26 protein-coding genes are annotated in these 24,811 nt (G+C 72.5%); 3 read left to right on the top strand and 23 right to left on the bottom strand.

What is annotated here, in order from left to right; genetic code table 11:
* Positions 1-29: 29 nt before the first annotated feature.
* A complete protein-coding gene (locus ACYU8V_RS05370; RefSeq protein WP_460845738.1) occupies positions 30-248 on the top strand; it encodes a hypothetical protein in 219 nt (72 codons plus the stop codon).
* Here the strand turns inward: ACYU8V_RS05370 and ligD are convergent.
* The 3 genes from ligD to ACYU8V_RS05385 are packed head-to-tail and all read right to left on the bottom strand — an operon-like array spanning position 228 to position 2,626.
* A complete protein-coding gene (gene ligD, locus ACYU8V_RS05375) occupies positions 228-1,199 on the bottom strand; it encodes a non-homologous end-joining DNA ligase (protein ID WP_460845740.1) in 972 nt (323 codons plus the stop codon). The two genes, ACYU8V_RS05370 and ligD, sit on opposite strands and share 21 nt — an antisense overlap.
* 10 nt (positions 1,200-1,209) lie before the next feature.
* Positions 1,210-1,599 carry a VOC family protein gene (locus tag ACYU8V_RS05380; protein ID WP_460845742.1) on the bottom strand — a complete coding sequence of 130 codons (390 nt, stop codon included), beginning with the start codon at positions 1,597-1,599 and terminating at the stop codon, positions 1,210-1,212.
* Between the two features lie 10 nt (positions 1,600-1,609).
* Positions 1,610-2,626, bottom strand: a complete 1,017-nt coding sequence (locus tag ACYU8V_RS05385; RefSeq protein WP_460845743.1) for an LLM class flavin-dependent oxidoreductase — start codon at positions 2,624-2,626, stop codon at positions 1,610-1,612.
* A gap of 75 nt (positions 2,627-2,701) precedes the next feature.
* Between ACYU8V_RS05385 and ACYU8V_RS05390 the strand changes: the two genes are divergently transcribed.
* Positions 2,702-3,190: a sigma-70 family RNA polymerase sigma factor gene (locus tag ACYU8V_RS05390; RefSeq protein ID WP_460845744.1), complete on the top strand. Its 489-nt coding sequence runs from the start codon at positions 2,702-2,704 to the stop codon at positions 3,188-3,190.
* Positions 3,187-3,966 carry a hypothetical protein gene (locus ACYU8V_RS05395; protein WP_460845745.1) on the top strand — a complete coding sequence of 260 codons (780 nt, stop codon included), beginning with the start codon at positions 3,187-3,189 and terminating at the stop codon, positions 3,964-3,966. Before ACYU8V_RS05390 ends, ACYU8V_RS05395 begins: the two co-directional genes overlap by 4 nt.
* On the opposite strand, the gene ACYU8V_RS05400 is transcribed toward ACYU8V_RS05395, so the two are convergent.
* The 20 genes from ACYU8V_RS05400 to pyrR all read right to left on the bottom strand — a co-directional run bounded on the left by ACYU8V_RS05400 (position 3,963) and on the right by pyrR (position 24,755).
* Positions 3,963-5,312 carry an RsmB/NOP family class I SAM-dependent RNA methyltransferase gene (locus tag ACYU8V_RS05400; protein WP_460845747.1) on the bottom strand — a complete coding sequence of 450 codons (1,350 nt, stop codon included), beginning with the start codon at positions 5,310-5,312 and terminating at the stop codon, positions 3,963-3,965. The genes ACYU8V_RS05395 and ACYU8V_RS05400 overlap by 4 nt on opposite strands.
* Complete coding sequence (gene fmt, locus ACYU8V_RS05405) at positions 5,309-6,229, bottom strand: methionyl-tRNA formyltransferase (RefSeq protein ID WP_460845749.1); 921 nt, start codon at positions 6,227-6,229, stop codon at positions 5,309-5,311. The genes ACYU8V_RS05400 and fmt overlap by 4 nt, the downstream gene beginning before the upstream one ends.
* On the bottom strand, positions 6,229-6,774 hold the full coding sequence (gene def / locus ACYU8V_RS05410) for a peptide deformylase (protein WP_460845750.1): 546 nt from the start codon (positions 6,772-6,774) through the stop codon (positions 6,229-6,231). The genes fmt and def overlap by 1 nt, the downstream gene beginning before the upstream one ends.
* Positions 6,775-6,795: 21 nt before the next feature.
* Entirely contained in the window at positions 6,796-8,826 is a 2,031-nt protein-coding gene (locus ACYU8V_RS05415; protein WP_460845752.1) for a primosomal protein N', read from the bottom strand.
* A gap of 38 nt (positions 8,827-8,864) precedes the next feature.
* Entirely contained in the window at positions 8,865-10,064 is a 1,200-nt protein-coding gene (gene metK / locus ACYU8V_RS05420) for a methionine adenosyltransferase (RefSeq protein WP_460845753.1), read from the bottom strand.
* Positions 10,065-10,150: 86 nt separating this feature from the next.
* Positions 10,151-11,362 (bottom strand): bifunctional phosphopantothenoylcysteine decarboxylase/phosphopantothenate--cysteine ligase CoaBC, encoded by a 1,212-nt coding sequence (gene coaBC, locus ACYU8V_RS05425; RefSeq protein ID WP_460845754.1) that lies wholly within the window; start codon positions 11,360-11,362, stop codon positions 10,151-10,153.
* Between the two features lie 16 nt (positions 11,363-11,378).
* On the bottom strand, positions 11,379-11,696 hold the full coding sequence (rpoZ, locus tag ACYU8V_RS05430) for a DNA-directed RNA polymerase subunit omega (RefSeq protein WP_460845755.1): 318 nt from the start codon (positions 11,694-11,696) through the stop codon (positions 11,379-11,381).
* A complete protein-coding gene (gmk, locus tag ACYU8V_RS05435) occupies positions 11,696-12,274 on the bottom strand; it encodes a guanylate kinase (RefSeq protein ID WP_460845756.1) in 579 nt (192 codons plus the stop codon). Before gmk ends, rpoZ begins: the two co-directional genes overlap by 1 nt.
* A complete protein-coding gene (gene mihF, locus ACYU8V_RS05440) occupies positions 12,274-12,591 on the bottom strand; it encodes an integration host factor, actinobacterial type (RefSeq protein ID WP_460845758.1) in 318 nt (105 codons plus the stop codon). Before mihF ends, gmk begins: the two co-directional genes overlap by 1 nt.
* Positions 12,592-12,664: 73 nt before the next feature.
* Positions 12,665-13,138 carry a hypothetical protein gene (locus ACYU8V_RS05445; RefSeq protein WP_460845760.1) on the bottom strand — a complete coding sequence of 158 codons (474 nt, stop codon included), beginning with the start codon at positions 13,136-13,138 and terminating at the stop codon, positions 12,665-12,667.
* The gene (gene pyrF, locus ACYU8V_RS05450) at positions 13,135-13,971 is read right to left on the bottom strand and encodes an orotidine-5'-phosphate decarboxylase (RefSeq protein ID WP_460845761.1); all 837 of its coding nucleotides are present in this window, start codon (positions 13,969-13,971) and stop codon (positions 13,135-13,137) included. Before pyrF ends, ACYU8V_RS05445 begins: the two co-directional genes overlap by 4 nt.
* A complete protein-coding gene (locus ACYU8V_RS05455; RefSeq protein WP_460845762.1) occupies positions 13,968-15,125 on the bottom strand; it encodes an alpha-hydroxy-acid oxidizing protein in 1,158 nt (385 codons plus the stop codon). Before ACYU8V_RS05455 ends, pyrF begins: the two co-directional genes overlap by 4 nt.
* 12 nt (positions 15,126-15,137) lie before the next feature.
* On the bottom strand, positions 15,138-16,172 hold the full coding sequence (locus ACYU8V_RS05460; RefSeq protein ID WP_460845763.1) for a quinone-dependent dihydroorotate dehydrogenase: 1,035 nt from the start codon (positions 16,170-16,172) through the stop codon (positions 15,138-15,140).
* Entirely contained in the window at positions 16,169-19,465 is a 3,297-nt protein-coding gene (gene carB / locus ACYU8V_RS05465; RefSeq protein ID WP_460845765.1) for a carbamoyl-phosphate synthase large subunit, read from the bottom strand. Before carB ends, ACYU8V_RS05460 begins: the two co-directional genes overlap by 4 nt.
* Complete coding sequence (carA, locus tag ACYU8V_RS05470; RefSeq protein WP_460845766.1) at positions 19,465-20,598, bottom strand: glutamine-hydrolyzing carbamoyl-phosphate synthase small subunit; 1,134 nt, start codon at positions 20,596-20,598, stop codon at positions 19,465-19,467. The genes carB and carA overlap by 1 nt, the downstream gene beginning before the upstream one ends.
* 33 nt (positions 20,599-20,631) lie before the next feature.
* Positions 20,632-21,534: a hypothetical protein gene (locus ACYU8V_RS05475; protein ID WP_460845767.1), complete on the bottom strand. Its 903-nt coding sequence runs from the start codon at positions 21,532-21,534 to the stop codon at positions 20,632-20,634.
* A gap of 10 nt (positions 21,535-21,544) precedes the next feature.
* Positions 21,545-21,961 carry a nitroreductase family deazaflavin-dependent oxidoreductase gene (locus tag ACYU8V_RS05480; RefSeq protein ID WP_460845769.1) on the bottom strand — a complete coding sequence of 139 codons (417 nt, stop codon included), beginning with the start codon at positions 21,959-21,961 and terminating at the stop codon, positions 21,545-21,547.
* Positions 21,962-21,988: 27 nt separating this feature from the next.
* Positions 21,989-23,275, bottom strand: a complete 1,287-nt coding sequence (locus ACYU8V_RS05485; RefSeq protein WP_460845770.1) for a dihydroorotase — start codon at positions 23,273-23,275, stop codon at positions 21,989-21,991.
* Positions 23,272-24,213 (bottom strand): aspartate carbamoyltransferase catalytic subunit, encoded by a 942-nt coding sequence (locus ACYU8V_RS05490; protein ID WP_460845772.1) that lies wholly within the window; start codon positions 24,211-24,213, stop codon positions 23,272-23,274. Before ACYU8V_RS05490 ends, ACYU8V_RS05485 begins: the two co-directional genes overlap by 4 nt.
* A complete protein-coding gene (pyrR, locus tag ACYU8V_RS05495) occupies positions 24,210-24,755 on the bottom strand; it encodes a bifunctional pyr operon transcriptional regulator/uracil phosphoribosyltransferase PyrR (RefSeq protein ID WP_460845773.1) in 546 nt (181 codons plus the stop codon). The genes ACYU8V_RS05490 and pyrR overlap by 4 nt, the downstream gene beginning before the upstream one ends.
* Between the last annotated feature and the right edge of the window lie 56 nt (positions 24,756-24,811).

Here is a 24,811-nt window from a genome sequence, read left to right on the forward strand (position 1 = left end):
AGAGAACCGCTTCGAGGAGGAGGCGCACGATGCCCATGATGAACAGCGAGGCCCGCAAGCGGGCCGCCACGGACGTGCTCACGCCGACGGGCGCCGAGGACCCACGGCTGGTCGCCTACCTGCTGGCCGACCGGTGGGACGAGGAGGCCGACCACGAGGAGGCCTGCGGCAACGGGTTCGCGGCGGTGGTCCTGCACGCGAACGCCCGCCAGCTCCGGGCCGTGATGTCACTCCCCCTCAGCGCCTGAGCCTTCCGTCGCCTCGTCGCGGTCGGCCCACTCGGTGAGCGGCGCGATGTCGAAGACGTGGTCGTCGATGTCGTGGTGGAGGTCGCCGAGCTCGGCGTACCGCTGCGGGACGGTGCGGATGGTGAAGTCGCGCGGGTCGGCGTCGTCGATCTCGTCCCAGCGGATCGGGGTGGAGACGCGGGCGTCGGGCAGGCCTCGGACCGAGTAGGCGGCGGCGATGGTGTGATCGCGGGCGTTCTGGTTGTAGTCGACGAAGACGTGCTTCGGGTCGCGGTCCTTCTTCCACCAGGCCGTCGTGACGACGTCCGGCGCACGGCGCTCGACCTCCCGCGCGAAGGCGAGTGCCGCTCGGCGTACGCCCTTGTGGTCGAGATCGGGCCTGATCCGGACGTAGACGTGCAGGCCCTTGGAGCCGCTGGTCTTCGGGTAGCCGACCGCCCCGAGCTCGTCGAGGACCTCGTGTGCCACGTGGGCGGTCCTCCGGACGTCGTCGTACGTCGAATCCGGGCCGGGATCGAGGTCGATGCGCCATTCGTCGGGCTGCTCGGTGGCACCGCGGCGGCTGTTCCAGGGGTGGAACTCGACGGTCGACATCTGGACCGCCCAGATCACCGCACCCAGCTCGGTCACGCACAGCTCGTCGGCCGTGCGCTTCCAGCGCGGGAAGTACAGCTCGACCGTCTCGACCCAGTCGGGCGCACCCGAGGGCAGCCGCTTCTGGTGCACCTTCTCCCCCGGCTCGCCGGTCAGTCCCTTGGGGAACCGGTGCAGCATGCAGGGCCGCTCGGCGAGCGCGTTGACGATGCCGTCGCCGACGGAGAGGTAGTACTCGACGAGGTCGAGCTTGGTGGCTCCGATCTCCGGGAAGTAGATCCGGTCCGGGTTGCTCACCTTGACGACCCGGATCCCCTGCGGCCCGGGGACCTCTATCTCGACGAAGGGGCTCGGCACGAGGCCCACGCTAGTCGAGGCAGAACTCGTTGCCCTCGACATCGGTCATCACCAGGCACGACTCGTTCTCCTCGTCGGCCAGCAGCAGCTGCAGGCGCCGGGCGCCGAGTGCCACGAGCCGGGCACCCTCCCGCTCGAGCACCTCGAGGCGCTCGGCGCCGACCAGTCCGGCGCCGACCTTCACGTCGAGGTGGACCCGGTTCTTGACGGTCTTGCCCTCCGGCACCCGCTGGAAGTAGAGCCGGGGCCGGACGCCGTCCGGGTCCTGACAGACGGCCCACGACTCGTCGTCCTCGTACGCCGGCGGGTCGACGTACCCGAGGACTGCCTTCCAGAACTCCGCGACCCGGCGCGGCTCCGCGCAGTCGAAGGTGACCTGTACCTGGACCGGACCCGTCATGCCCTCGACGCTACCGCCAGCCGAGGGCCGGGGCGACGTGGGTCAGGATCGACTCGATGACGTGGGCGTTGTAGTCGACACCCAGCTGGTTGGGCACGGTGAGCAGGAGCGTGTCCGCGGCGGCGATGGCCTCGTCCTCGGCCAGCTGCTTCACCAGGACGTCGGGCTCGGCGGCGTAGGAGCGACCGAAGATCGCCCTCATGTCGTCGATCTGGCCCACCTGGTCGTCGTCGGGCCGGGCACCGAAGTAGGCGCGGTCCAGGTCGGAGACGAGCGGGAAGATCGATCGGCTCACCGACACGCGCGGCTCGCGGTCGTGGCCTGCCTCCGTCCACGCCTCGCGGAAGACGCGGATCTGCTCGGCCTGCTGGACGTGGAACGGCTGACCGCTCTCATCCTGCTTCAGGGTCGAGCTCATCAGGTGCATGCCCAGGCCGGCCGCCCAGCGGGCGGTGCCGTTCGACGCGGCACCCCACCAGATCCGGTCCCGGAGGCCCTCCGAGTGCGGCTCGAGCCGCAGCAGCCCGGGTGGGTTGGCGAACATCGGCCGGGGGCTCGGCTCGGCGAATCCCTCCCCCTTAAGCACCTCGAGGAGCACCTCGGTGTGCCGGCGCGCCATGTCGGCCTCGGTCTCCCCCTCGGCCGGCGCGTAGCCGAAGTAGCGCCACCCGTCGATCACCTGCTCCGGTGACCCGCGGGAGATGCCCAGCTGCAGCCGGCCGTCGGCGATCAGGTCGGCGGCACCGGCGTCCTCGGCGAAGTAGAGGGGATTCTCGTAGCGCATGTCGATGACCCCGGTGCCGATCTCGATGCGCTCGGTCCGCGCGCCGATCGCGGCGAGCAGCGGGAACGGGCTCGCGAGCTGGCGGGCGAAGTGGTGCACCCGGAAGTAGGCACCGTCCGCCCCCAGCTCCTCGGCCGCGACCGCGAGGTCGATCGACTGGTGCAGCACGTCGGACGCCGAGCGTGCCTGCGAGGACGGCACCGGCGTCCAGTGACCGAAGCTGAGGAACCCGATCTTCTTCACGAGCGGTCCAACGACGCCGCGGCATGACAGATTCCCTGCAACGCGACCGCCGGGTCGAGGCGTCTAGGAGGTGTGATGGCAGACGACGAGTTCACGACCTTCGTGTGGGAGACGGGCACCCGGCTGCACCGCGCCGCTCTGCTGCTCACCGGCGACCACCACCTCGCCGAGGACCTCACCCAGGCGACGTACGCCAAGGTCTTCGCGTCGTGGCGGCGGGTCCGGGCGACCGACAACCCACTCGGCTACGCCCGCACCATGCTGCTCAACACCTACCTGTCGCACCGCCGGCTGCGGCGCAACAGCGAGCAGCCGCGCGACCTGGCGGCGTACGACGCCGGTGCGGTCGCCGGGCCCGACAGCGCCGACCGGCTGGACCTCCTCGCCGCGCTGGCCACGCTCGATCCGCTCGACCGGGCCGTGGTGGTCCTCCGCTACTGGGAGGACCGCAGCGTCACCGATGTGGCGCTGGACCTCGGCCTCACCGAGACGGCCGTCCGCACCCGCGCCCGCCGCGCCCTCCAACGCCTCCGACCCCATGTCTCCGAAAGGACCACCTCATGAACGACGACCAGCTCGAGTCCGGTCTCGGCACCGCCCTGCGCGAGTACGCCGACGACATCCACCCCGACCTCGACGCCCTCGCTCGCACCTCCCGCGCCGCGGGCGGCCGCATCCGGGCGCGCCGCCGGATGGGCGGCTCCCTCGCCGCCGCGGCCGCCGTCGCGGGCATCGTCGGGGTCGCGACCGTCGGGAGCCAGCTCGGCCACTCGAACGCCGCGACCAACCCGGGCTTCGCCGGGCAGCCGACGACCGCAGGCTCCGCGGCCGGGCACCCGAAGGGGTGCGCGCAGGGACCCAAGGTCCTCGACCGCTACCAGTCGTCGCTGCGCAGCACGACGCCGAGGTTCCACACCACCTCGGGCCGCGGGCCGGTCGTCTCCGGCCTCGACCTGCAGGGCCTGACCGGACGGATCCGACAGGCACCCAGCGGCGCGAAGGACTGCACGCTGGCGCCCCTGAAGACGTTGGGCTCCGGCGACGCCCCGCCGGCGATCTACCACGGCCAGGACGTGGCCATCCACCTCGCCGGCTGGAAGCAGGTCGGGACCGTGGCCGACGACAAGCAGAGCCTCGAGGGTCCCGGCGGTGCGGTCGCCGACATCGTCTGGCGCCCCGCGGCCGACCACGACGCCTGGGCCTCGTCGACCGACAAGGGCAACGCCGCCGGCGTGTGGACCAGCGAGGTCCACGACGGCGTCTTCGTCAGCATCCAGGCCGGCTCGGGCACGAGCGACGCGGATGTCCAGGCCCTCGGCGCCTCGTTGACCTGGGGCTAGGCCTTCCGGAGCAGCGCCAGGAACATCGCGTCCGTGCCGTGCAGGTGCGGCCACAGCTGGGCGGTGCCCGGGAGTGGACCGGCCGCGTCGGTGAGGTGCGGGAGGAGCGGCGCCACGTCGTCGAGACGTACGTCGCTCCGCTCGGCCAGCACCGCCTCGACCACGCCGGCCGTCTCGGCGAGCACCGGCGAGCAGGTCGCGTAGAGCACCACACCGCCGGGCCGCACCAGCTCCAGGGCGCTGAGCAGCAGGCGGCGCTGCAGGTCGACGAGGACCGGCAGGTCCGCCGGCGTACGACGCCAGCGGGCCTCGGGCCGGCGGCGCAGAGCGCCGAGCCCGGAGCAGGGCGCGTCGACGAGGACCCGGTCGAACAGGTCGAGGACGTAGGGGCGGTCCGTGCCGTCGCCGACGGCCACCGTGACCTTGCCGCCGATCGCCACGATGGGCGCGAGGTTGCGCTCCACCAGGCGCGCCCGGTGCTCGTGCAGCTCCAGCGCGTCGAGATGCGCGCCCCGCTGGTGCGCGAGCGCGGCGAGCAGAGCGGCCTTGCCGCCCGGTCCGGCGCACAGGTCCAGCCAGGCACCGTCGCGGCCCTCGAGGGGTGCGGTCGCGGCGGCGTACGCGACGAGCTGGGAGCCCTCGTCCTGCACGCCCGCGCGGCCCTCCGCGACGGCCGGGACCGCGCCGGGGTCGCCGCCGTCGAGCACCACCCCGAACGGGCTGTACGCCGTCGGCTCACCGGGCAGCTCGCCCGGCTCGCACAGGCCGGGGCGGGCCACGAGGGTCACCCGCGGAGGGATGTTGTCGGCGCCGAGCAGCGCGTCGGGGTCGGCGTCCGGATTGGCCCGGAGCAGCTCCTCGACCACCCAGACCGGGTGGCTGTGCCGGATCGCGAGGTCGGCCGCGCTGGCGCCGGGCGCGAGCTCGGCCAGCCAGTCGTCGAGGTCACGCTTCGCGACGGAGCGGAGCACGGCGTTCACGAACCCGCCGGCGCCCTGGCCCTTGCGGTCGCGGGCGAGGTCGACGCTGGTCGAGATCGCCGCGTGGGTCGGGACCCGCATCGAGAGCAGCTGGTGGGCGCCCAGGCGCAGCACCTCGAGGACGGTCACCTCGACCTTGCGCAGCGGCCGGTCGATGCAGGCGGACAGCACGGCGTCGTAGGTGCCCTGGCGGCGGATCGTGCCGGAGGCGAGCTCGGTAACGAAGCCGGCGTCGCGGCCGTCCAGCTCGAAGGTGCTGATGACCCCGGGCAGCACCAGGTTCGTGTAGGCGTCGTCGGAGCGGACCGCCTGCAGCACGGCCAGCGCCGCGGCCCGAGGCCGGTCGACGCGGCGAGGGCGACTCACGCGAACCGGGCCCCGTCGGGCAGCCGCGCACCGCGCGCCCAGTCGGCCGCGCCCATCTGCTTCTTGCCGAACGCCTTGACCTCGCCGAGGCGTACGGCGCCGCGGCCGGTGCCGACGAGGACCTCGTTCTTGCCGATGCCGAGCACGCCGGGGGCGAGGTCGGCGACGACCGGGGTCACGGGTCCGAGCTTGACCCGCTCGCCGGCGTACTCCGTCCAGGCGCCGGGGAACGGGCTGCACGCGCGGATCCGCCGGTCGATCGCGACCGCGGGCTCCGACCAGTCGACGCGGGCGTCCTCGACCTCGATCTTCGGCGCGAAGCTGATCCCGTCGACGGGCTGCTCGCGCGCCTCGATCTGGCCGCTCTCGATGCCGTCGAGGGTCGCGACCAGCAGCGACGCGCCGCCCTCGGCGAGACGCCCGAGCAGGTCGCCGGCGGTGTCGGTCGGCCGGACCACCTCCGTCATCAGCCCGTACGTCGGACCGGCGTCGAGCTCCTTGACGATCCGGAACGTCGTGGCACCGGTCATCTCGTCACCGGCCCAGATCGAGCGCTGCACCGGAGCCGCGCCCCGCCAGGCAGGCAGCAGCGAGAAGTGCAGGTTGACCCAGCCGTGCCGCGGGATGTCGAGCGCGGACTGCGGCAGCAGTGCGCCGTACGCGACGACCGGGCAGCAGTCGGGCGCGAGCGCCCTCAGCTCCTCCTGGAAGTCGGGGTCGCGAGGGTGCGCCGGCTTGAGGACCGGTACGCCGAGCTCCTCGGCCCGCGCTCCGACCGGGCTCGGCGTGAGGCGCCGGCCCCGGCCCGCGGGCGCGTCCGGGCGCGTGACGACGCCGACCAGCTCGTGGGGCGATGCCGCGATGGCCTCGAGCGAGGGCAGCGCCACCTCCGGCGTGCCCGCGAAGACGACCCGCATCAGAGGCCGAACCCGCCGGTGGAATGGGGGCTCACGCGGACCTGCGGCTGCTCCAGCCCGAACCACTCCGACTCGCGGATCTCCCGCATCGCGGCCTTGCGGGCCTCGGACTCGATCCGGTCGATGAACAGGATCCCGTCCAGGTGGTCGGTCTCGTGCTGGATCGCCCGGGCGAGCAGCTCGGAGCCCTCGACGCGCACCGGGTCGCCGTACATGTTGAAGCCGGAGGCCACGACCGACAGCGCGCGGCGGCAGTCGTAGGTGAGCTCGGGCAGCGACAGGCAGCCCTCCGGGCCGTCCTGGATCTCGGTCGAGAGGTCCAGGGTCGGGTTGATCAGGTGTCCGACCTCGCCGTCGACGTACCAGGTGAAGACGCGCAGGCCCACGCCGATCTGCGGCGCCGCGAGGCCGGCGCCGGGCGCCTCGAGCATGGTGTCGGTGAGATCGGCGACGAGCTGGCGCACCTCGGCGTCGAAGTCGACGACCTCGAGGGCCTTCTTGCGCAGGATCGGGTCGCCGAAGAGTCGGATGGGTCGCACAGCCACCCGGCAAGGGTAGTGGTGACCTCAGAGGTCGGTGGGATCGACGCGGACCCGGACCGGATCCAGCTTCCGCGCGGAGCGGAGCCGGTTGAGCTCGCGGCAGGCGGCGCTGAGCGAGGGCCCCTCCGGGTACGGGACCCGTACGACGACCTGCAGCTGCTCGTCCTCGACCGGCAGCGGCCCGAGCACCTCGGCGTGCTCGGGCAGGTCCAGCAGGGTCAGGGCGTCGTCGACGGCTCCCGGCTCGCCGGTGATCGTGACCAGCCGGCTGACCGGCGGGAGGTGTGCCGACGCGCGGTCGTCAAGCTCGTGGCCGGCGAAGGCCGCCGGCGCCCAGCGCACCAGGCACTGCAGGACCGGGTCGGACGGGTCGCCGACCGCCAGCGCCCGCCCGCCGGGGCGGACCAGCGCGACCGCGTTCATCCAGCGCCGCAGCGCCTCCTCGCGCACTCGCAGGGACGGGCGGGCCAGGGCCAGCCAGGTGTCCAGCAGCACCACGGCCGCATAGCCGGAGCCGTCGACCACCGGCTCGGCGCCGGGCGTGCTGACCACGATCGAGCGGGGCCGGTCGGGCACGGTGTCCTTGACCTGCTGGCCGCTCGAGCTCACCACCCGCACCCCGGGGAACGCCCGGCCGAGCTCCTCAGCGGTCCGCGACTCCCCCACCACCGGCGCCCGCAGCCCGCGGTCGCCGCACGCGGGGCAGGTCCACGCGGGATCCTCGGTGCCGCACCAGCCGCAGGCCGGCGGAGCGGTGGCCGAGGCCTGCCGGAGCGGGCCGGTGCACGCGCCGCAGCGCGCCGGGGTCCGGCAGGCGGCGCAGGCCAGCGCGGCGGCGTACCCCTGACGCGGGACCTGGACCAGCACCGGCCCGATCTCCACCGCGTCGCGGATCAGCCGGTGCACCTCCTGCGGGAGGCGGGCGCTGCGGGCCCACGGGTCGCGCTGCAGCTCGAAGTCGGTGGCGCCGGTGACGCCGGTGGTCAGGTGGGCGCGCAGGGCGTCGCGGTGCGGGACGAGCTCGCGGGCCACGCCGGTGCGGACGAGCAGCTGGGCCTCGGGGGTGCGCATGTGCCCGCCGACGAGCAGCCCGCAGCCCTCCACCTCGGCCCGGATGACCGCGACCTCGCGGGTGTGGAAGTACGGCGCCCGCGGCTCCTCGTGCAGGTCGTCGCCGTCGTCCCACACCACCGCGAGCCCGAGGTCGCGCACCGGCGCGAAGACCGCCGAGCGCGGCCCCACGACGACCCGGGCCTCGCCCCTGCTGATCGCCAGGAAGTCGCGGTAGCGCTGGGCCGGGCCGGCGTCGGCCGCGAGCAGGACGTGCGGGCATCCCGCGTCGTCGAGCGCGCGACTGACCCGGGCCGCGTCCCGCCCGTCCGGCACGACGACGAGGGTCCCCCGGCCGCCGGACAGGGTCGCGACGGCCGCAGCCGCCACCTGGGCCGGCCAGGGGGACCCGGGCAGGGCGCCCCACACCGCGCGCGGGCTGTCGCCGCGGGCGAGCGCCCGCAGCAGGTCGGGGCCGTGCGGCCACGCGGCCCACGAGGACGGCTCGACCCGGCCGGGGGTGGCGGGTACGACGTCGCGCTGCTCCTTCTCCACGGTGGCGTGCCGCGGCGGCACGGCCAGGCGGAGCAGCGAGGAGCGGGTCCCGGCGTACCGCTCGGCGACGCGGTCGATGACCGCCAGCACCTGCGGGCGGAGCACGGGCTCGGCGCTCACGACACGGCGCAGCGGAGCGAGCACCCCGGTGTGGTCGGTGTCCGCCCGCCGCTCCAGCACGAAGCCGTCGACGTCCTGCCCCGCGAACCGCGCCTTGACCCGTACGCCGGGCTGCGCCGACTCCGCCATCGTCACCGGCACCGCGTAGTCGAACGCGCGGTCCAGGTGGGCCAGCGGCAGGTCCAGCACCACGCGGGCCACCGGGAGCTCGGTGGTGATCTCGACCGACGCCGCCTTGCGGGCACGGGTCGCCGCCGCCTTCGCGCGCCCCTCCGCGGCCCGGTCCCGGACCAGCCCGGGCAAGTCCAAAACGGGCTCGTCGGGGGTCATGTGGCTTGTTCTACCAATGACCCCCGACGAGTGACGAACTAGATGCCGGCAGCAGCCTTCAGCGCGTCGGCGCGGTCGGTGCGCTCCCAGGTGAACTCGGGCAGCTCACGACCGAAGTGACCGTACGCCGCGGTCTTGGCGTAGATCGGGCGGCGCAGGTCGAGGTCGCGCAGGATCGCGGCGGGGCGCAGGTCGAAGACCTCGAGCACCGCGGCCTGGATCTGCTCGTCCGGGACGACGCCGGTGCCGAAGGTCTCGACGAACACGCCGACCGGCTTGGCGACACCGATCGCGTAGGCGACCTGGACCTCGGCGCGACGGGCCAGGCCCGCGGCGACGATGTTCTTGGCGACCCAGCGCATGGCGTAGGCGGCCGAGCGGTCGACCTTGGACGGGTCCTTGCCCGAGAACGCGCCGCCGCCGTGACGGGCCATGCCGCCGTAGGTGTCGACGATGATCTTGCGGCCGGTCAGGCCGGCGTCGCCCATCGGGCCACCGACGACGAAGCGGCCGGTCGGGTTGATGAACAGCTTGTGCCCGTCGGACGGGACCGAGTCCTTGAACTGCTCGAGGACCGGCTCGATGACGTGGATCTGGATGTCCTTGGCCAGGGTCTCCTGGTCGACGTCCTCGGCGTGCTGGGTCGACAGCACGACGGTGTCGACGCGCACGGCGCGGTCGTCCTCGTCGTACTCGATGGTGACCTGGGTCTTGCCGTCGGGACGCAGGTAGGGCAGCGTGCCGTCCTTGCGCACCGCGGTCAGCCGCTCGGCGAGCGTCTGGGCCATCTTGATCGGCAGCGGGAACAGCTCGGGGGTGTCGTCGCAGGCGTAGCCGAACATCAGGCCCTGGTCGCCGGCACCCTGGCGGTCGAGCTCGTCGGCGGAGCCGTCCACGCGCTCCTCGAACCCGGCGTCGACGCCCTGGGCGATGTCGGCCGACTGCGCGCCGATCGCGATCTGGACGCCGCAGGAGTTGCCGTCGAAGCCCTTCTCGGACGCGTCGTAGCCGATCTCGAGGACCTTCTCGCGCACCAGCTTGGCGATCGGGGCGTACGTCGAGGTGGTGACCTCGCCCGCGACCATGACCAGCCCGGTGGTGACCAGCGTCTCGACGGCCACGCGGCTCATCGGGTCGTCGGCGAGCAGGGCGTCGAGGATCGTGTCGCTGATCTGGTCAGCGATCTTGTCCGGGTGACCCTCGGTCACCGACTCCGAGGTGAACAGACGTCCAGTCACTGCATCAAACTCCTGGTCTTGAGGGGGTGCCGTAGAGGACTTTACGTGGCCCTCCCACGAGCGTGTCCGAGGTCCGGACAATGGTCTCAGGGAATGAGCGCTGCCACACGATCCCAGATGACGTGCGCCAGCGCCGCCTTCGAGCCGCGCGGCACCGGGGTGGCCGACCCGTCCGACCCGAGGATGACGGCCTCGTTCTCGTCCTCGCCGAACACCGCGCCGCCGCTGACGTCGTTGACGACGAGCAGGTCGCAGCCCTTGCGGGCCAGCTTGGCGCGCGCCAGGTCGAGCACGCCCCCGGTCGCGTCGCCGGTCTCGGCCGCGAAGCCGACCACGACGATGCCCTCGCGGGGGCGCTGAGCGCTGAGCTCCTTGAGGATGTCGGGGTTCTGCTCGAGCTCGATCGTGGGCGCGGAGCCGTCCGCGGCCTTCTTGATCTTCACACTCGAGGTCGACACCGGACGGAAGTCGGCGGGCGCCGCCGCCATCACGACCGCGTCCGCGCTGGGGGCGGCCGCGAGGACCGCGTCGCGCAGCTCGGCGGTCGACCGGACGGGCACGACCTTGACACCGGCCGGGTCCGGCAGCGTCACGTTGGCGGCGACCAGCGTCACCTCGGCACCGCGGGCGGCCGCCGCGCGGGCCAGCGCGTAGCCCTGACGCCCCGAGGAGTTGTTCCCGAGGTAGCGGACCGGGTCGAGGCGCTCGCGGGTCCCACCGGCGGACACCACGACGTGCCAGCCGGCGAGGTCCGGCGTCGGCGCGGCGCCCCGGGCGAGCACCTCGGCGCACAGCTCGAAGATCTCGGCCGGGTCGGGCAGCCGGCCCTTGCCGGTGTCCTTGCCGGTGAGTCGCCCCTCGGCGGGGTCGATGACGACCGCGCCACGGGCACGCAGCGTCGCCACGTTGGCCTGCGTCGCGGGGTGCTCCCACATCTCGGTGTGCATCGCCGGGGCGAACACGACCGGGCAGCGCGCGGTCAGCAGCGTGTTGGTGAGCAGGTCGTCGGCCAGCCCGTGCGCGGCACGCGCGAGCGTGTTCGCGGTCGCCGGCGCCACGACGACCAGGTCGGCCTCCTGGCCGATCCGGACGTGCGGGACGTCGGTGATGTTCTCGAAGACCTCGGTCGCCACGGCCTTGCCCGACAGCGCCTCCCAGGTGGGGGCACCGACGAACTCCAGCGCGGCGGCCGTGGGGACGACGGTGACGTCGTACCCCGACTCGGTGAACCGTCGCAGCAGCTCGCACGCCTTGTAGGCGGCGATGCCGCCCGAGACGCCCAGGACGACCCGGGTCACCGTCGTGGCCCTCAGGTCACTCGGACGCGGAGGTCGACGCCTCGGCGGCGGCCTCGGCCGCGGCCAGCTCGGCCGGGTCGATCTCCTCGCAGGTCAGCAGGTCGTCGGCGATCTCGCGCAGCGCGATCGACAGCGGCTTCTCCTGCACGTGGGTCTCCACGAGCGGGCCGACGTACTCCAGCAGGCCCTCGCCGAGCTGGGAGTAGTAGGCGTTGATCTGCCGGGCGCGCTTGGCTCCGTAGAGGACCAGACGGTACTTGCTGTCGGTCTTGGCGAGCAGGTCATCGATCGGCGGGTTGGTGACACCCACGGCGTCGATGTTCGGGGCAGACACTAGGGAGATACCTCACGGTCGGATGACGGGGAACTTAGTAATGCTACCAACTGCTCGGCAGCATCATGAACTTCACGGTTGACGATCGTCACGTCGAACTCGCTCTCGGCCGCCAGCTCGTCGCGCGCGGTGGCCAGGCGGCGCTCCCGCTCGGCCTCGGTCTCGGTGCCGCGGCCGACCAGGCGACGGACCAGCTCGTCCCAGGACGGCGGCTTGAGGAAGACGAACAGGGCCTCGGGCATCGTCGCGCGGACCTGCCGCGCACCCTGGAGGTCGATCTCCAGCAGGGCGGGTCGATCGGTGGCCAGGGCCTCGTCGACGGGCCGACGGGGCGTGCCGTAGCGGTTGTGCCCGTGGACGACGGCCCACTCCAGCAGGTCGCCTTCGGCGACCATCCGGTCGAACTCCGCGTCGTCGACGAACAGGTAGTGGACGCCGTGGACCTCACCGGGCCGGGGCTTGCGGGTGGTGGCCGAGACCGACAGCCACACCTCGGGGTGGTGCCGGCGCACGTCGGCGACGACGGTGCCCTTGCCGACCGCGGTCGGCCCGGCGAGCACGACCAAGCGGCTCGCCATCAGTCGAGGCCGAACTCACGCTCCAGGGCGGCGATCTGCTTCGCACCGAGCCCCCGGACGCGCCGGGACTCCGCGATGCCGATGCGCTCCATCATCTGGCGCGCCCGCACCTTGCCGAGCCCCGGGACCGACTGCAGCAGGTCGATGACCTTCATCTTGGCCAGCACCTCGTTCGTCTCGGCCTCGATCAGCACGTCGGCGATCTGCGCGCCCGAGTGCTTGAGCCGATTCTTGATCGCGGCGCGCTCGCGGCGGGCTGCAGCCGCCTTCTCGAGCGCGGCCGCACGCTGTTCCGGGGTCAGAGGAGGTAGGGCCACATCGGCACACTAGCCAGCCGCCCCGACAGCCAGCAACGCAGGTAGGTACTGGAGTTTGTGCGACGTGGAGTCGTCACATCACCAGAGGGCTGTGGCACACGTCGCGGGCCTCCTGGTCGACCGCGCTCATCGCGTCGCGGGTCGCCCCCGAGTCCAGCCGGGTCGCCGCGGCGTCGATGGCGCCCCGCTGCTCGGCGGTGAGCCCGGCCGGCGGTTGCGCGCGGTCGTACGTCGCCGGGTCGACCCCGGCGGCCGTCAGCGCGTCCTGGAGGTTGCTGATCGCGGAGACGACCACGGCCCAGTCGTCCGCGATGTCCGACGGCGCACCGGCCGCCAGGGCGCGGAAGCTCGGCAGGGCGGCGATCAGACCGGTGGTCGCTCCCTGCTCGCTCGCCGCCGAGATCAGGCCGCGGTGGTCGACGACCAGTCCGCAGTAGGCGGCGTACGGGTCGCGATCGCGGTGGGCACGCCAGATCAGCATGCCGGCCACGACCAGCGCGGCTGCGACGACCGCGGCCGCGAGACGGACGACCCGCGCCCGGCTCACCCCGCCAGGCCCCGCAGCTCGTCGTTGGCCCGGCGGATCTCGTCGCGCATCGCCACCGGGTCCGGCCCGAGCCGCAGGATGCCGCGCGAGGAGCTGGCGAGCACGTGGCCCGCGCCGGCCCCGAAGATCCGCAGGATGTCGTTGGTGGTGCCGCCCTGCTCGCCGTACCCCGGCGCGAGGATCGGGCCGTTGATGGCGAGGTCCAGGCCGCTGCCGTCGATGGTCGCGCCGACCACGGCACCGAAGGAGCCCAGCGGGCTGGCGGTGGCGTTGAGCTCGCGGAGGTGGTCCAGCATCGCCGCGGCGACCGTGCGGCCGCCGTGCTCCTCGTCGGTGACGGCCTCCTGGACCTCCGGGCCCTCCTTGTTGGAGGTCGCGGCGAGCACGAACAGGCCGGCGTCGAAGCGGCGCGCGGTGTCGACGAACGGCGTCAGCGAGCCGAAGCCGAGGTAGGGGCTGACCGTGATCGCGTCCGAGGCGAGCGGGCTGCGCGGGTCGAGGTAGGCGTCGGCGTACGCCTGCGAGGTCGAGCCGATGTCCCCGCGCTTGACGTCGAGGAGCACCAGCGCCCCCGCCTCGCGGCCGGTGGCGATGACCTTCTCCAGCACGGCGATGCCGCCGCTGCCGAAGCGCTCGTAGAACGCCGACTGCGGCTTGATCACCGAGCAGTACGGCGCCACGGCCTCCGTCGCGCCGAGCGCGAACCGCTCGAGGCCGGCCAGGTCGTCGTCGTACCCCCAGTCGTGGAGGAGGCTGCTGTGCGGGTCGATGCCCACGCAGAGCTGGCCGCGCTCGGCCATCGCAGCGGCCACGCGCTCTCCGAAGCTGCTCAACGGGTGATCCTCCTGAGGGAGTCGGGGGTGAGGGCGGCCAGGGACGGATACCCGTCGACGGCCATGATCAGGTCGAGCTCGGCCTGCAGGGAGCGCAGCTGGTGGACGGCTCCGGGGACCCCGCCGAGCGCGAGCGCGTAGACGTACGGCCGCCCGATGGCGACCGCGTCGGCGCCCATCGCGATCGCCTTGGCGGCATCGGCGCCGGTGCGGACGCCGGAGTCGAAGACGACCGGAACCCGGCCGTCGACGGCCGCGGCGACGTCGCGCAGCCAGTCGAGGGCCGCTCCCCCGCCGTTGGCCTGGCGTCCGCCGTGGTTGGAGCAGTAGATCCCGTCGATGCCGGCGTCGAGCGCCTGGAGGGCGTCGTCGGGGTGGCAGACGCCCTTGACCAGGATCGGCAGGTCGGTGAGGCCGCGCAGCCAGGGCAGGTCCTCCGCGGTGACCTGGTGGCCGAAGACGCCGGCCCAGGTCATCACGATCGTGCCGGTGTCCTCGCTCCCCCCGGTCAGCTCCTGGAAGACCGGGTCCGAGGTGTAGTTGGCCAGGCACTTGCCGCGCAGCTGCGGGAAGTTGCCCGAGGCCAGGTCACGCGGCCGCCAGCCGGGGACCCAGGTGTCGAGGGTGACCACGATCGCCTCGTAGCCCGCCCGCTCGGCCCGGCGGACGAAGCTCTCGGCGAGATCGCGGTTCTTGGGCGTGTAGAGCTGGAACCACTTCACGCCGTCGGTGGCCGCCGCGACGTCCTCCAGCGGGTCGCTCATCAGCGTCGAGCCGATGAAGGGTACGCCGGCGGCGGCCGCCGCCTCGGCGCCGTGGATGTCGCCGTGCTGGTCGGGCGTGCAGATGCCGAGCACGCCCACCGGCGCCACGAGGAACGGGCTCGTGCGCCGCGTGCCGAACAGGTCGACGCCCAGGTCGCGCTCGGAGGAGGCGCGCAGCATCCGCGGCACCAGCGCGTGATCGCCGAACGCCGCCACGTTGGCCCGCTGGGTCGCCTCGTCGCCGGCACCACCGGCGACGTACGTGCGCAGCTCGGGCGGCAGGGCCGCCATCGCGTTGCGCTCGAGCTCCTCGAACGAGAACGGATGCGCCGGCAGGTTGCCGCCGAGGGCGGCGAGGTAGAGCTCGAGCTGGTAGTCACCGAACGCCATGGCGGTTCACCCCTACTTGTTCAGGCCCTTGAGGATCTCGCGCGGCCACGTGGGGCCACCGTAGATGAACGCGGTGTAGCCCTGGAGGAGGTCCGCTCCCGCCTCGAGCCGCTCGCGCGCGTCGGCCGCGGTCGAGATGCCCCCGACGCCGATCAGGGTCAGGTCGTGACCGACCCGGGCGCGGAGGCGGCGAACGACCTCGGTCGAGCGCTCCCGGAGCGGGGCGCCGGAGAGGCCGCCGGCACCGCACGCCGCGACCTTCTCCGGACTGGCACGCAGACCGTTGCGGCTGATCGTGGTGTTCGTGGCGATGATCCCGTCGAGCCGGAGGCTCAGCGCCATCTCGGCGACCGCCGTGACGTCCTCGTCGGCGAGGTCGGGGGCGATCTTGACCAGCAGCGGGACGCGATGGTCGGGCCGGGTCTCGTCGGCCACCCGGCGCACGTGGGCGAGCAGCGGCGCGAGCTTCTCCACGGCCTGCAGGTTGCGCAGGCCCGGGGTGTTCGGAGAGCTGACGTTGACGACCAGGTAGTCGGCGTACGGCGTCAGGAGGCGGGTCGAGGTCGCGTAGTCGGCCTCGACCGCGGCCTGGTCCTCGTCCGGCACCACCTTGGACTTGCCGAGGTTGATGCCGAGGATCGGTCCGCGCCCGCTGCGGCGGCGGTGGGCCGAGAGTCGCTGGGCGACCGCGGCGGCGCCGTCGTTGTTGAAGCCCATCCGGTTGATGACCGCACGGTCCTCGACCAGCCGGAACAGCCGCGGCTGCGGGTTGCCCGGCTGGGCCAGCGCGGTGACGGTGCCGATCTCGACGTGCCCGAAGCCGAGCCCGGCGAGCGCGTCGTACCCGACACCGAGCTTGTCGAAGCCGGCCGCGAGGCCGAGCACGTTCGGGAAGGTCAGGCCCAGGGCCTGGACCGGCTTGCCGGGGAACGGCGCACGCGCCAGCACCGGGCCCGCGGCGCGGATGGCGCCGAAGGCCAGGTGGTGCGCCTTCTCCGGGTCGACCTTGGCGAAGCCGTGCTTGAACGCGGCGTCGTAGAGCCTCAACGGCCCGCCTCGGCCGACCACTCCTGCAGGGACTTCACGCCGATGTCGCCGGCCCGGATCGCCGCGATGCCCTGCACCGCGGCGGCCGCGCCCTGCACCGTGGTGATGCAGGGGGTGCCGGTGAGCACCGCCGCCGCACGGATCTCGTAGCCGTCGACGCGCGCCTCGGACGCCGAGCCGTTCGGGGTGTTGACGATCAGGTCGATCTCGCCGTCGAGGATCATCTGCACCGAGGTCTTCTCCCCCGCGCCGCCCTCGCCCTCGAAGTGCTTGCGCACGACCGTGGCGCTGATGCCGTTGCGGCGCAGCACCTCGACGGTGCCCTGCGTCGCGAGCAGCTCGAAGCCGTAGTCGGCCAGCACCCGCGCCGGGAAGATCATCGAGCGCTTGTCGCGGTTGGCGATCGAGATGAACACCTTGCCGCCGGTCGGGAGGGGCCCGTACGCAGCCGCCTGCGACTTGCTGAACGCCGTGCCGAAGTCGGCGTCGAAGCCCATGACCTCGCCGGTCGACTTCATCTCCGGGCCGAGCACGGAGTCGACGAACTTGCCCTCGGGGGTGCGGAACCGGTTGAACGGCAGCACCGCCTCCTTGACCGCGATCGGCGCGTCGGCGGGGAGGGTTCCCCCGTCGCCGGTCGCGGGCAGGATGCCCTCCTTGCGCAGGTCGGCGATCGTCTCGCCCATCATCACCCTGCTCGCTGCCTTGGCCAGCGAGGTGCCGGTGGCCTTGGAGACGAACGGGACGGTGCGGCTGGCGCGGGGGTTGGCCTCGAGCACGTAGAGCACGTCGGAGCCGAGCGCGAACTGGATGTTGATCAGCCCGCGCACGCCCACGCCGGAGGCGATGCCCTCGGTGGCCGCGCGGATCCGCTCGATCTCCGAGGCGCCGAGGGTGATCGGCGGCAGCGTGCAGGAGGAGTCGCCGGAGTGCACGCCGGCCTCCTCGATGTGCTCCATGACGCCGCCGAGGAAGAGCTCGTGACCGTCGTAGAGCGCGTCCACGTCGATCTCGACCGCGTCGTCGATGAACCGGTCGATGAGCACCGGCCGGTCGTCGCTGATCAGGTCGGTGGCCAGCTCCAGGTAGGACTTCAGCTGCTCGTCGGAGAACACGATCTGCATGCCCCGCCCGCCCAGCACGTAGCTGGGGCGCACCAGGACCGGGTAGCCGATCGTCTGGGCGATCGCCTGTGCGTCGTCGTACGAGACCGCGGTGCCGTGCTTGGGCGCCACCAGGCCGGCCCGGTCGAGCACGCGGCCGAACGCGCCGCGCTCCTCGGCCAGGTCGATCGCCTCGGGCTGGGTGCCGACGATGGGCACGCCGGCGTCCTTGAGGCCCTGCGCGAGGCCGAGCGGGGTCTGGCCGCCGAGGGTGGCGATCACTCCCGCGACCGGGCCCGCGGCGAGCTCGGCGTGGTAGATCTCGAGGACGTCCTCGAGCGTCAGCGGCTCGAAGTAGAGCCGGTCGGCGGTGTCGTAGTCGGTCGAGACCGTCTCCGGGTTGCAGTTGACCATGATGGTCTCGTAGCCGGCCTTGCTCAGCTCGAGCGCCGCGTGCACGCACGAGTAGTCGAACTCGATGCCCTGGCCGATCCGGTTGGGCCCGCTGCCGAGGATGAGGACGGCCGGGCGCTCGCGCGGCAGGACCTCGGTCTCCTCGTCGTAGGAGGAGTAGTAGTACGGCGTCAGCGCCTTGAACTCGGCCGCGCAGGTGTCGACGGTCTTGTACACGGGACGTACGCCGAGGGCGTGCCGGATCGCCCGCACCTCCGCCTCGGTCACGTCGCGGATCGCCGCGACCTGGTGGTCGGACAGGCCGTGCCGCTTGGCCAGCCGCAGCGTGGCCTCGTCGAGAGACTCGGCGGCGGCGACCTCCTCGGCGACCTCGTTGATGAGGAACAGCTGGTCGACGAACCAGGGGTCGATCCTCGTCGCGTCGAAGATCTCCTCCGGCGTCGCGCCGGCACGGATCGCCTGCATGACCTTCTGGACCCGGCCGTCGTGCGGGCGCTTGACCAGCTCGAGCAGCTCGGCCTTGTCCCCCGGCTCGCCGGTGAAGCGGAAGGGCGCGGCCTTGTTCTCCATGGAGCGCAGCGCCTTGTTGAACGCCTCGGTGAAGTTCCGGCCGATCGACATGGCCTCGCCGACGGACTTCATGTGGGTGGTGAGGGTGTCGTCGGCGGTCGGGAACTTCTCGAACGCGAACCGCGGGACCTTCACCACGACGTAGTCCAGGGTCGGCTCGAAGCTCGCAGCGGTGCCCTCGGTGATGTCGTTGGCGATCTCGTCGAGGGTGTAGCCGACGGCGACCTTGGCGGCGATCTTGGCGATCGGGTAGCCGGTCGCCTTGGACGCCAGCGCCGAGGAACGCGACACCCGCGGGTTCATCTCGATGACGATGACGCGGCCGTCGGCGGGGTTGACGGCGTACTGGATGTTGCAGCCGCCGGTGTCGACCCCGACCTCGCGGATGATGCCGATGGCCAGGTCGCGCAGGTGCTGGTACTCGCGGTCGGTCAGCGTCATCGCCGGGGCGACGGTGATCGAGTCGCCGGTGTGGGTGCCCATCGGGTCGAAGTTCTCGATCGAGCAGATGATGACGACGTTGTCGTTCTTGTCGCGCATCACCTCCAGCTCGTACTCCTTCCAGCCGAGGATCGACTCCTCGATGAGGACCTCGGTGGTCGGGCTGGCCGACAGGCCGGCGCCGGCGAGGCGGTGCAGGTCCTCGACGTCGTAGGCGATGCCCGAGCCGGTGCCGCCCATGGTGAAGGACGGGCGGATGACGACCGGGTAGGCACCGCCGAGGGTGTCGACGGCCGCGACGACCTCGTCCATCGTGTGGCAGATGACCGAGCGGGCCACCTCACCGCCGACCTTGCGGACGATGTCGTTGAACAGCTCGCGGTTCTCGCCGCGGTGGATCGCGTCGAAGGAGGCGCCGATCATCTCCACGCCGTACTTCTCCAGCACGCCGCGCTCGTGCATGGCGGTGGCGGCGTTGAGGGCGGTCTGGCCGCCCAGGGTCGGCAGGATCGCGTCCGGGCGCTCCTTGGCGATGACCTTCTCGACGAACTCCGGGGTGATCGGCTCCACGTACGTCGCGTCGGCGAACTCCGGGTCGGTCATGATCGTGGCCGGGTTGGAGTTGATCAGGATGACCCGCAGGCCCTCCTGCTTGAGCACGCGGCAGGCCTGGGTGCCGGAGTAGTCGAACTCGCAGGCCTGGCCGATGATGATCGGGCCGGACCCGATGACCAGGACGGACTTGATGTCGTCGCGCTTCGGCATCAGCGGGCCTTCCTCTCGGTCATGAGCTGGCAGAACCTGTCGAAGAGGTACGCCGCGTCGTGCGGGCCGGCCGCGGCCTCCGGGTGGTACTGCACGGAGAACGCCTTGAGGCCCTTCTCGTCCTGGAGCTCGAGGCCCTCGACGCAGTCGTCGTTGAGGTTGATGTGGGAGACGGTGGCCTCGCCGTACGGCGTGGTGGTGCTGCCCTCGAGCGGGGCGTCGACCGCGAAGCCGTGGTTGTGCGCGGTGACCTCGACCTTGCCGGTCGTGCGATCCATCACCGGCTGGTTGATCCCGCGGTGGCCGTACTTCAGCTTGTAGGTGCCGAAGCCGAGCGCGCGCCCGAACAGCTGGTTGCCGAAGCAGATGCCGAAGTACGGGATGTCCTCGGCCAGCGCGGCCTGGAGCAGCTCGACCTGGCCGGTGGTCGCGGCCGGGTCGCCCGGACCGTTGGAGAAGAACAGGCCGTCGGCGCCGACCGCCTGCACGTCCTCGATGCTCGCCGTGGACGGCAGCACGTGCACCTCGATGCCGCGCTCGCTCATCATCCGCGGGGTGTTGGCCTTGATGCCGAGGTCGACGGCGGCGACCTTGAAGCGGGTCTCGCCGACGGCGGGCACGACGTACGCCTCGGTGACCGAGACGGCGTCGGAGAGGTTCGCGCCGACCATCTCGGCGGACGCCTTCACCTTCTCCAGCAGCGCCTCGGGGTCGGTCTCGACCGTGGAGATGCCGACGCGCATCGCGCCGGTCTCCCGCAGGTGGCGGGTCAGGGCGCGAGTGTCGATGCCGGAGATGCCGACGACGCCCTGCTCCTTGAGCTCCTCGTCCAGGGAGCGCACCGAGCGCCAGTTGGAGGGCACGCGGGCGGGGTCGCGGACGACGTACCCGGCGACCCAGATCCGACGGGACTCGGGGTCCTCGTCGTTCATCCCGGTGTTGCCGATGTGGGGAGCGGTCATCACGACCACCTGACGGTGGTACGACGGGTCGGTCAGCGTCTCCTGGTAGCCGGTCATGCCGGTCGAGAAGACGGCCTCTCCGAAGGTCTCCCCCTCGGCGCCGTAGGACTCGCCGCGGAAGGTGCGGCCGTCCTCGAGAACGAGCAGTGCTGGCATGGCATGCAAAGGCATCCGGGCCTCCTTCTCCGCCTCACGGGACGGTCGTTAAAGGACGTTCGGTTCGTCGGCGACACTACCAGCCGGGAGCGTGCCGGCTGGCACCGGCGCCACCTCGCCGAAGCGGGACAGCATGACCGCGGCCGCGGTGGCGAGCACCAGCCCGGCGACGGCGGGCGCGGTCCAGCCGGGGCGCGGATGGTCGCCGAGCAGCGCGATCCCGACGAGCGCCGGCAGCACCGTCTCCCCCACCACCAGCGGTGCGGTCGCCTGGACCACGGTGCCCCGCTGCAGCGCGATCGCGTAGGCCGCGAGGCCCAGGGGCGCCGCGCCCAGCAGTGCGTACGACGCCGGGCTGGCCAGCAGCTGTCCGACGATCGCACCGAGCGAGCCGTGGGTCGTCCTTGCCGACAGCAGCCGGGCGCTGACCGCCACCAGACCGAACGCCAGGCCGGCCGCCCCGCCCAGTGCTCCCGCGCCGCGGCCGCCGGGCATCCGCGCCAGCAGCACGCAGGCCAGCACGAGCAGGCCGGCGAGGACGAGCAGCAGCCACTCCAGGGCGCGGGCCGGCTCGGTCGCAGTCTCCGGGGCGGCCGACAGGCTCACCAACCCGAGTCCGGCCACCACCAGCACGAGGGCGACCCTCGTGGCCGCATCGAGACGGGTCCGCAGCACGAGCGCACCCAGGACGGCCGTCACCGCGAGCGAGCTCGCGACGACCGACTGGACGACGTACAACGGCAGGGTGCGCAGCGCCGCGAGGGCGAGCAGGAAGCCCACCGCGTCCAGGACCAGGCCGACCAGGTAGCGCCACGCACCCATCACCCGCAGGAGCAGCCTCGGGGAGACCAGCGCCGTGCTCTCGGTCGTGCCCGCGGCCATCGCCTGCAGGACCGAGCCCGCGCCGTAGCAGAGAGAGGTCCCCGCGGCGCAGACCAGTCCGACGAGCATCCGCTCGACGTCAGGCGCGGGTGAACCGGAAGACCGGGATCCGGCGTCCGCCGGCCTGCTGCTCGTACTCCGCGAACCCCGGCTCGGTGTCCTTGAAGGACTGCCAGGCGCGGTCGTACGCCGCTCCGTCGAGCTCCTCGACACGCACCCGCACGGTCTCGGGCGTGGGGTCCGCGGGCACCTCGATGTCGACCTCCCCGGCGCGGCGCAGGCCGTGCACCCACGCCGGCGTCTTCGAGGAGCCGCCGGCCGAGCCGGCGACCATCCAGGCGTCGCCGTCGGACACGTTGCGCAGCGGCTGGGGCCGCACCGACCCGTCCTTGCGCGGGATGTGGACGAGGATCAGCACCTTGCCGAACGCCACCGGCTCCTGGACGTCCCCGCCGTGGGCGCGGAAGGCCGCGATGATCTGCTCGTTGAAGTCCATGGCGCGATCCTGCCGCTTCCGGGCCGCTCAGACCAGGGAGCCGTCCAGGACCGTCGGCCGTCCGCGCAGGAAGGTGCCGACCACCCGGCCGGTGAGCTCACGGCCGTGCCACGGGTTGTTGCGGCTGAGCGAGACCGAGGCGTCACGGTCGATGGTGACCTTCGCCGACGGGTCGACCAGCGTGAGGTTCCCCGGCGAGCCGACCGCGATCTGCTGGCCGTGCCCGTCCAGGCCGGCGATCCGGGCGGGGCTCTCGCTCATCACCCGCGCGACACCGGCCCAGTCGAGCAGGCCGTTCTCGACCATGACGGTGGCGACGACCGACAGCGCCGTCTCCAGGCCGAGCATGCCGAAGGCCGCGTCGACGAACGCGTGCTCCTTGTCGTGCCGGGCGTGCGGGGCATGGTCGGTCGCGACGGCGTCGATGGTGCCGTCGGCGAGCGCGGCGCGCAGCGCCTCGACGTCCTCGGCCGGCCGCAGCGGCGGGTTGACCTTGTACGTCGGGTCGTAGCCGGTCAGCAGGTCGGTGGTCAGCAGCAGGTGGTGCGGCGTGACCTCGGCGGTCACGTCGATGCCCTGCGACTTGGCCCAGCGCACGACCTCGACGGAGCCGGCGGTCGACACGTGCGCCACGTGCACGCGGCTGCCGGTGTGGCGGGCGAGCATGACGTCGCGCGCGACGATGACGTCCTCGGCGACGCCGGGCCAGCCCGGCAGGCCGAGCCTTCCGGACAGCTCGCCCTCGTGGCAGCAGGCGCTCCCGTACGGCGCCAGCGCCGGGTCCTGGCTGTGCTGGCTGACCACGCCGCCGAAGGCCTTGACGTACTCCAGCGCGCGTCGCATGACCCGCGGGTCCGCCACGCACTTCCCATCGTCGGAGAAGACCCGCACCCGCGCGCGGGACCGGGCCATCAGGCCGAGCTCGGCGAGCTCCTCGCCAGCCAGCGCCTTGGTGACCGCGCCCACCGGCTGGACGTCGACCAGGCCGGCCTTCTCGCCGAGGTCGAGCACGCGCTCGGCGGCCTCGGCGGTATCGGTGACCGGGTTGGTGTTGGCCATGGCCAGCACGGCGGTGAATCCACCGACCGCGGCGGCCTGCGAGCCGGACAGGATCGTCTCGGCGTCCTCGCGGCCAGGCTCGCGCAGGTGGGTGTGCAGATCGACGAAGCCGGGCAGCAGCACGAGTCCGTCGGCGTCGACGGTCCCGCCGGTGGAGCCGTGGATGGCGCCGATCTCGGTGATGACACCGTCCTCGACGTACACATCGGCGACGTCGCCGCCCAGGATCCGCGCTCCCCTGATCAGCACGCTCACGGCGTCGCTCCCTCTTCCGGTCCGGCCAGCAGGTGGTACAGGACGGCCATCCGCACGGCGACGCCGGCGGAGACCTGGTCGAGCACGGCCGACTGGTCGATGGCGTCGGCGGCCTCGGCCGAGATCTCCAGGCCGCGGTTCATCGGGCCGGGGTGCAGGATCGGGGTCCCGGGCCGGAGCAGGCCGAGCCGGGCGCGGGTGAGGCCGTAGCCGACGGTGTACTCGCGGGCGGTCGGGAAGTAGCCGCCGCTCATGCGTTCCTTCTGGACCCGCAGCATCATCACCGCGTCCACCTCGGGCAGCACCGGGTCGAGGTCGTACGACGTCGCGAACCCCTCCGCCTTCGACCAGTCGCCGACGCCCGAGGGCATCAGGGTCGGCGGCGCGACGACGGTGACCCTCGCGCCCAGCTTGGCCAGGCTCTTGATGTTGCTGCGGAAGACCCGGCTGTGGGTCAGGTCGCCGACGATGGCGACGTGCTTGCCCTCCAGGCTCCCCAGCCGGCGGGTCAGCGTGTAGCCGTCGAGCAGCGCCTGGGTGGGGTGCTCGTGGGTGCCGTCGCCCGCGTTGATGACCGGTACGTCGATCCAGCGGCTGATCTGCTGCGCGGCGCCGCTCGCGGAGTGGCGCACGACCAGGCCGTCGATCCCCATCGCGGTCACCGTGAGGACGGTGTCGCGCAGGCTCTCCCCCTTGGAGGTGCTCGAGCCCTTGGCGGAGATGTTGATGACGTCGGCCGAGAGCCACTTGCCGGCGATCTCGAAGCTGGACCGGGTGCGGGTGGAGTCCTCGAAGAACAGGTTGATGACGGTGCGGCCGCGCAGGGCCGGCAGCTTCTTGACCGCCCGCTTCTGCACGTCGTGCATCTCGGCGGCCGTCGCGAAGATCTCCTGGATCTGGGCGGCGTCGACGTCGTCGATGCTGAGCAGGTGCCTCATCGGATGGTCACCTCGTCCTCCCCGTCGGTCTCGACCAGGCGCAGGCTGACCCGCTCGGAGCGCGCGGTCGGCAGGTTCTTGCCGACGTGGTCGGCACGGATCGGCAGCTCGCGGTGGCCGCGGTCGACCAGCACCGCGAGCCGTACGACGGCGGGTCGGCCGAGGTCGCTGAGCGCGTCGAGCGCGGCACGGATCGTGCGGCCGCTGAACAGCACGTCGTCGACGAGCACCACCGTCTTGCCGTCGATCCCGCCCGCGGGGATGTGGGTCTGGTGCGGGCTGCGCGTCGGGTGCGAGCGCAGGTCGTCGCGGTACATCGTCACGTCCAGCGAGCCGGTCGCGACCGTCGTACCCTCCACCTCGGCGATCTTGGCCGCGATCCGCTGCGCCAGCGGCACGCCGCGGGTGTGCAGGCCCAGCAGGAGGAGGTCCTCGGCGCCCTTGTTGCGCTCGAGGATCTCGTGCGAGATGCGGGTCAGCGCTCGGCCGACGTCGTCAGCATCCAGGACGACACGTCCTGGGGACGGGTGCTCTGCAGGCATCAGCGCCTGACTCCTTCTCCGCCTCACGGGACGGCTCGTTAAAGGTGTCGAACGTC

Source organism: Nocardioides ultimimeridianus (genome assembly GCF_054777895.1).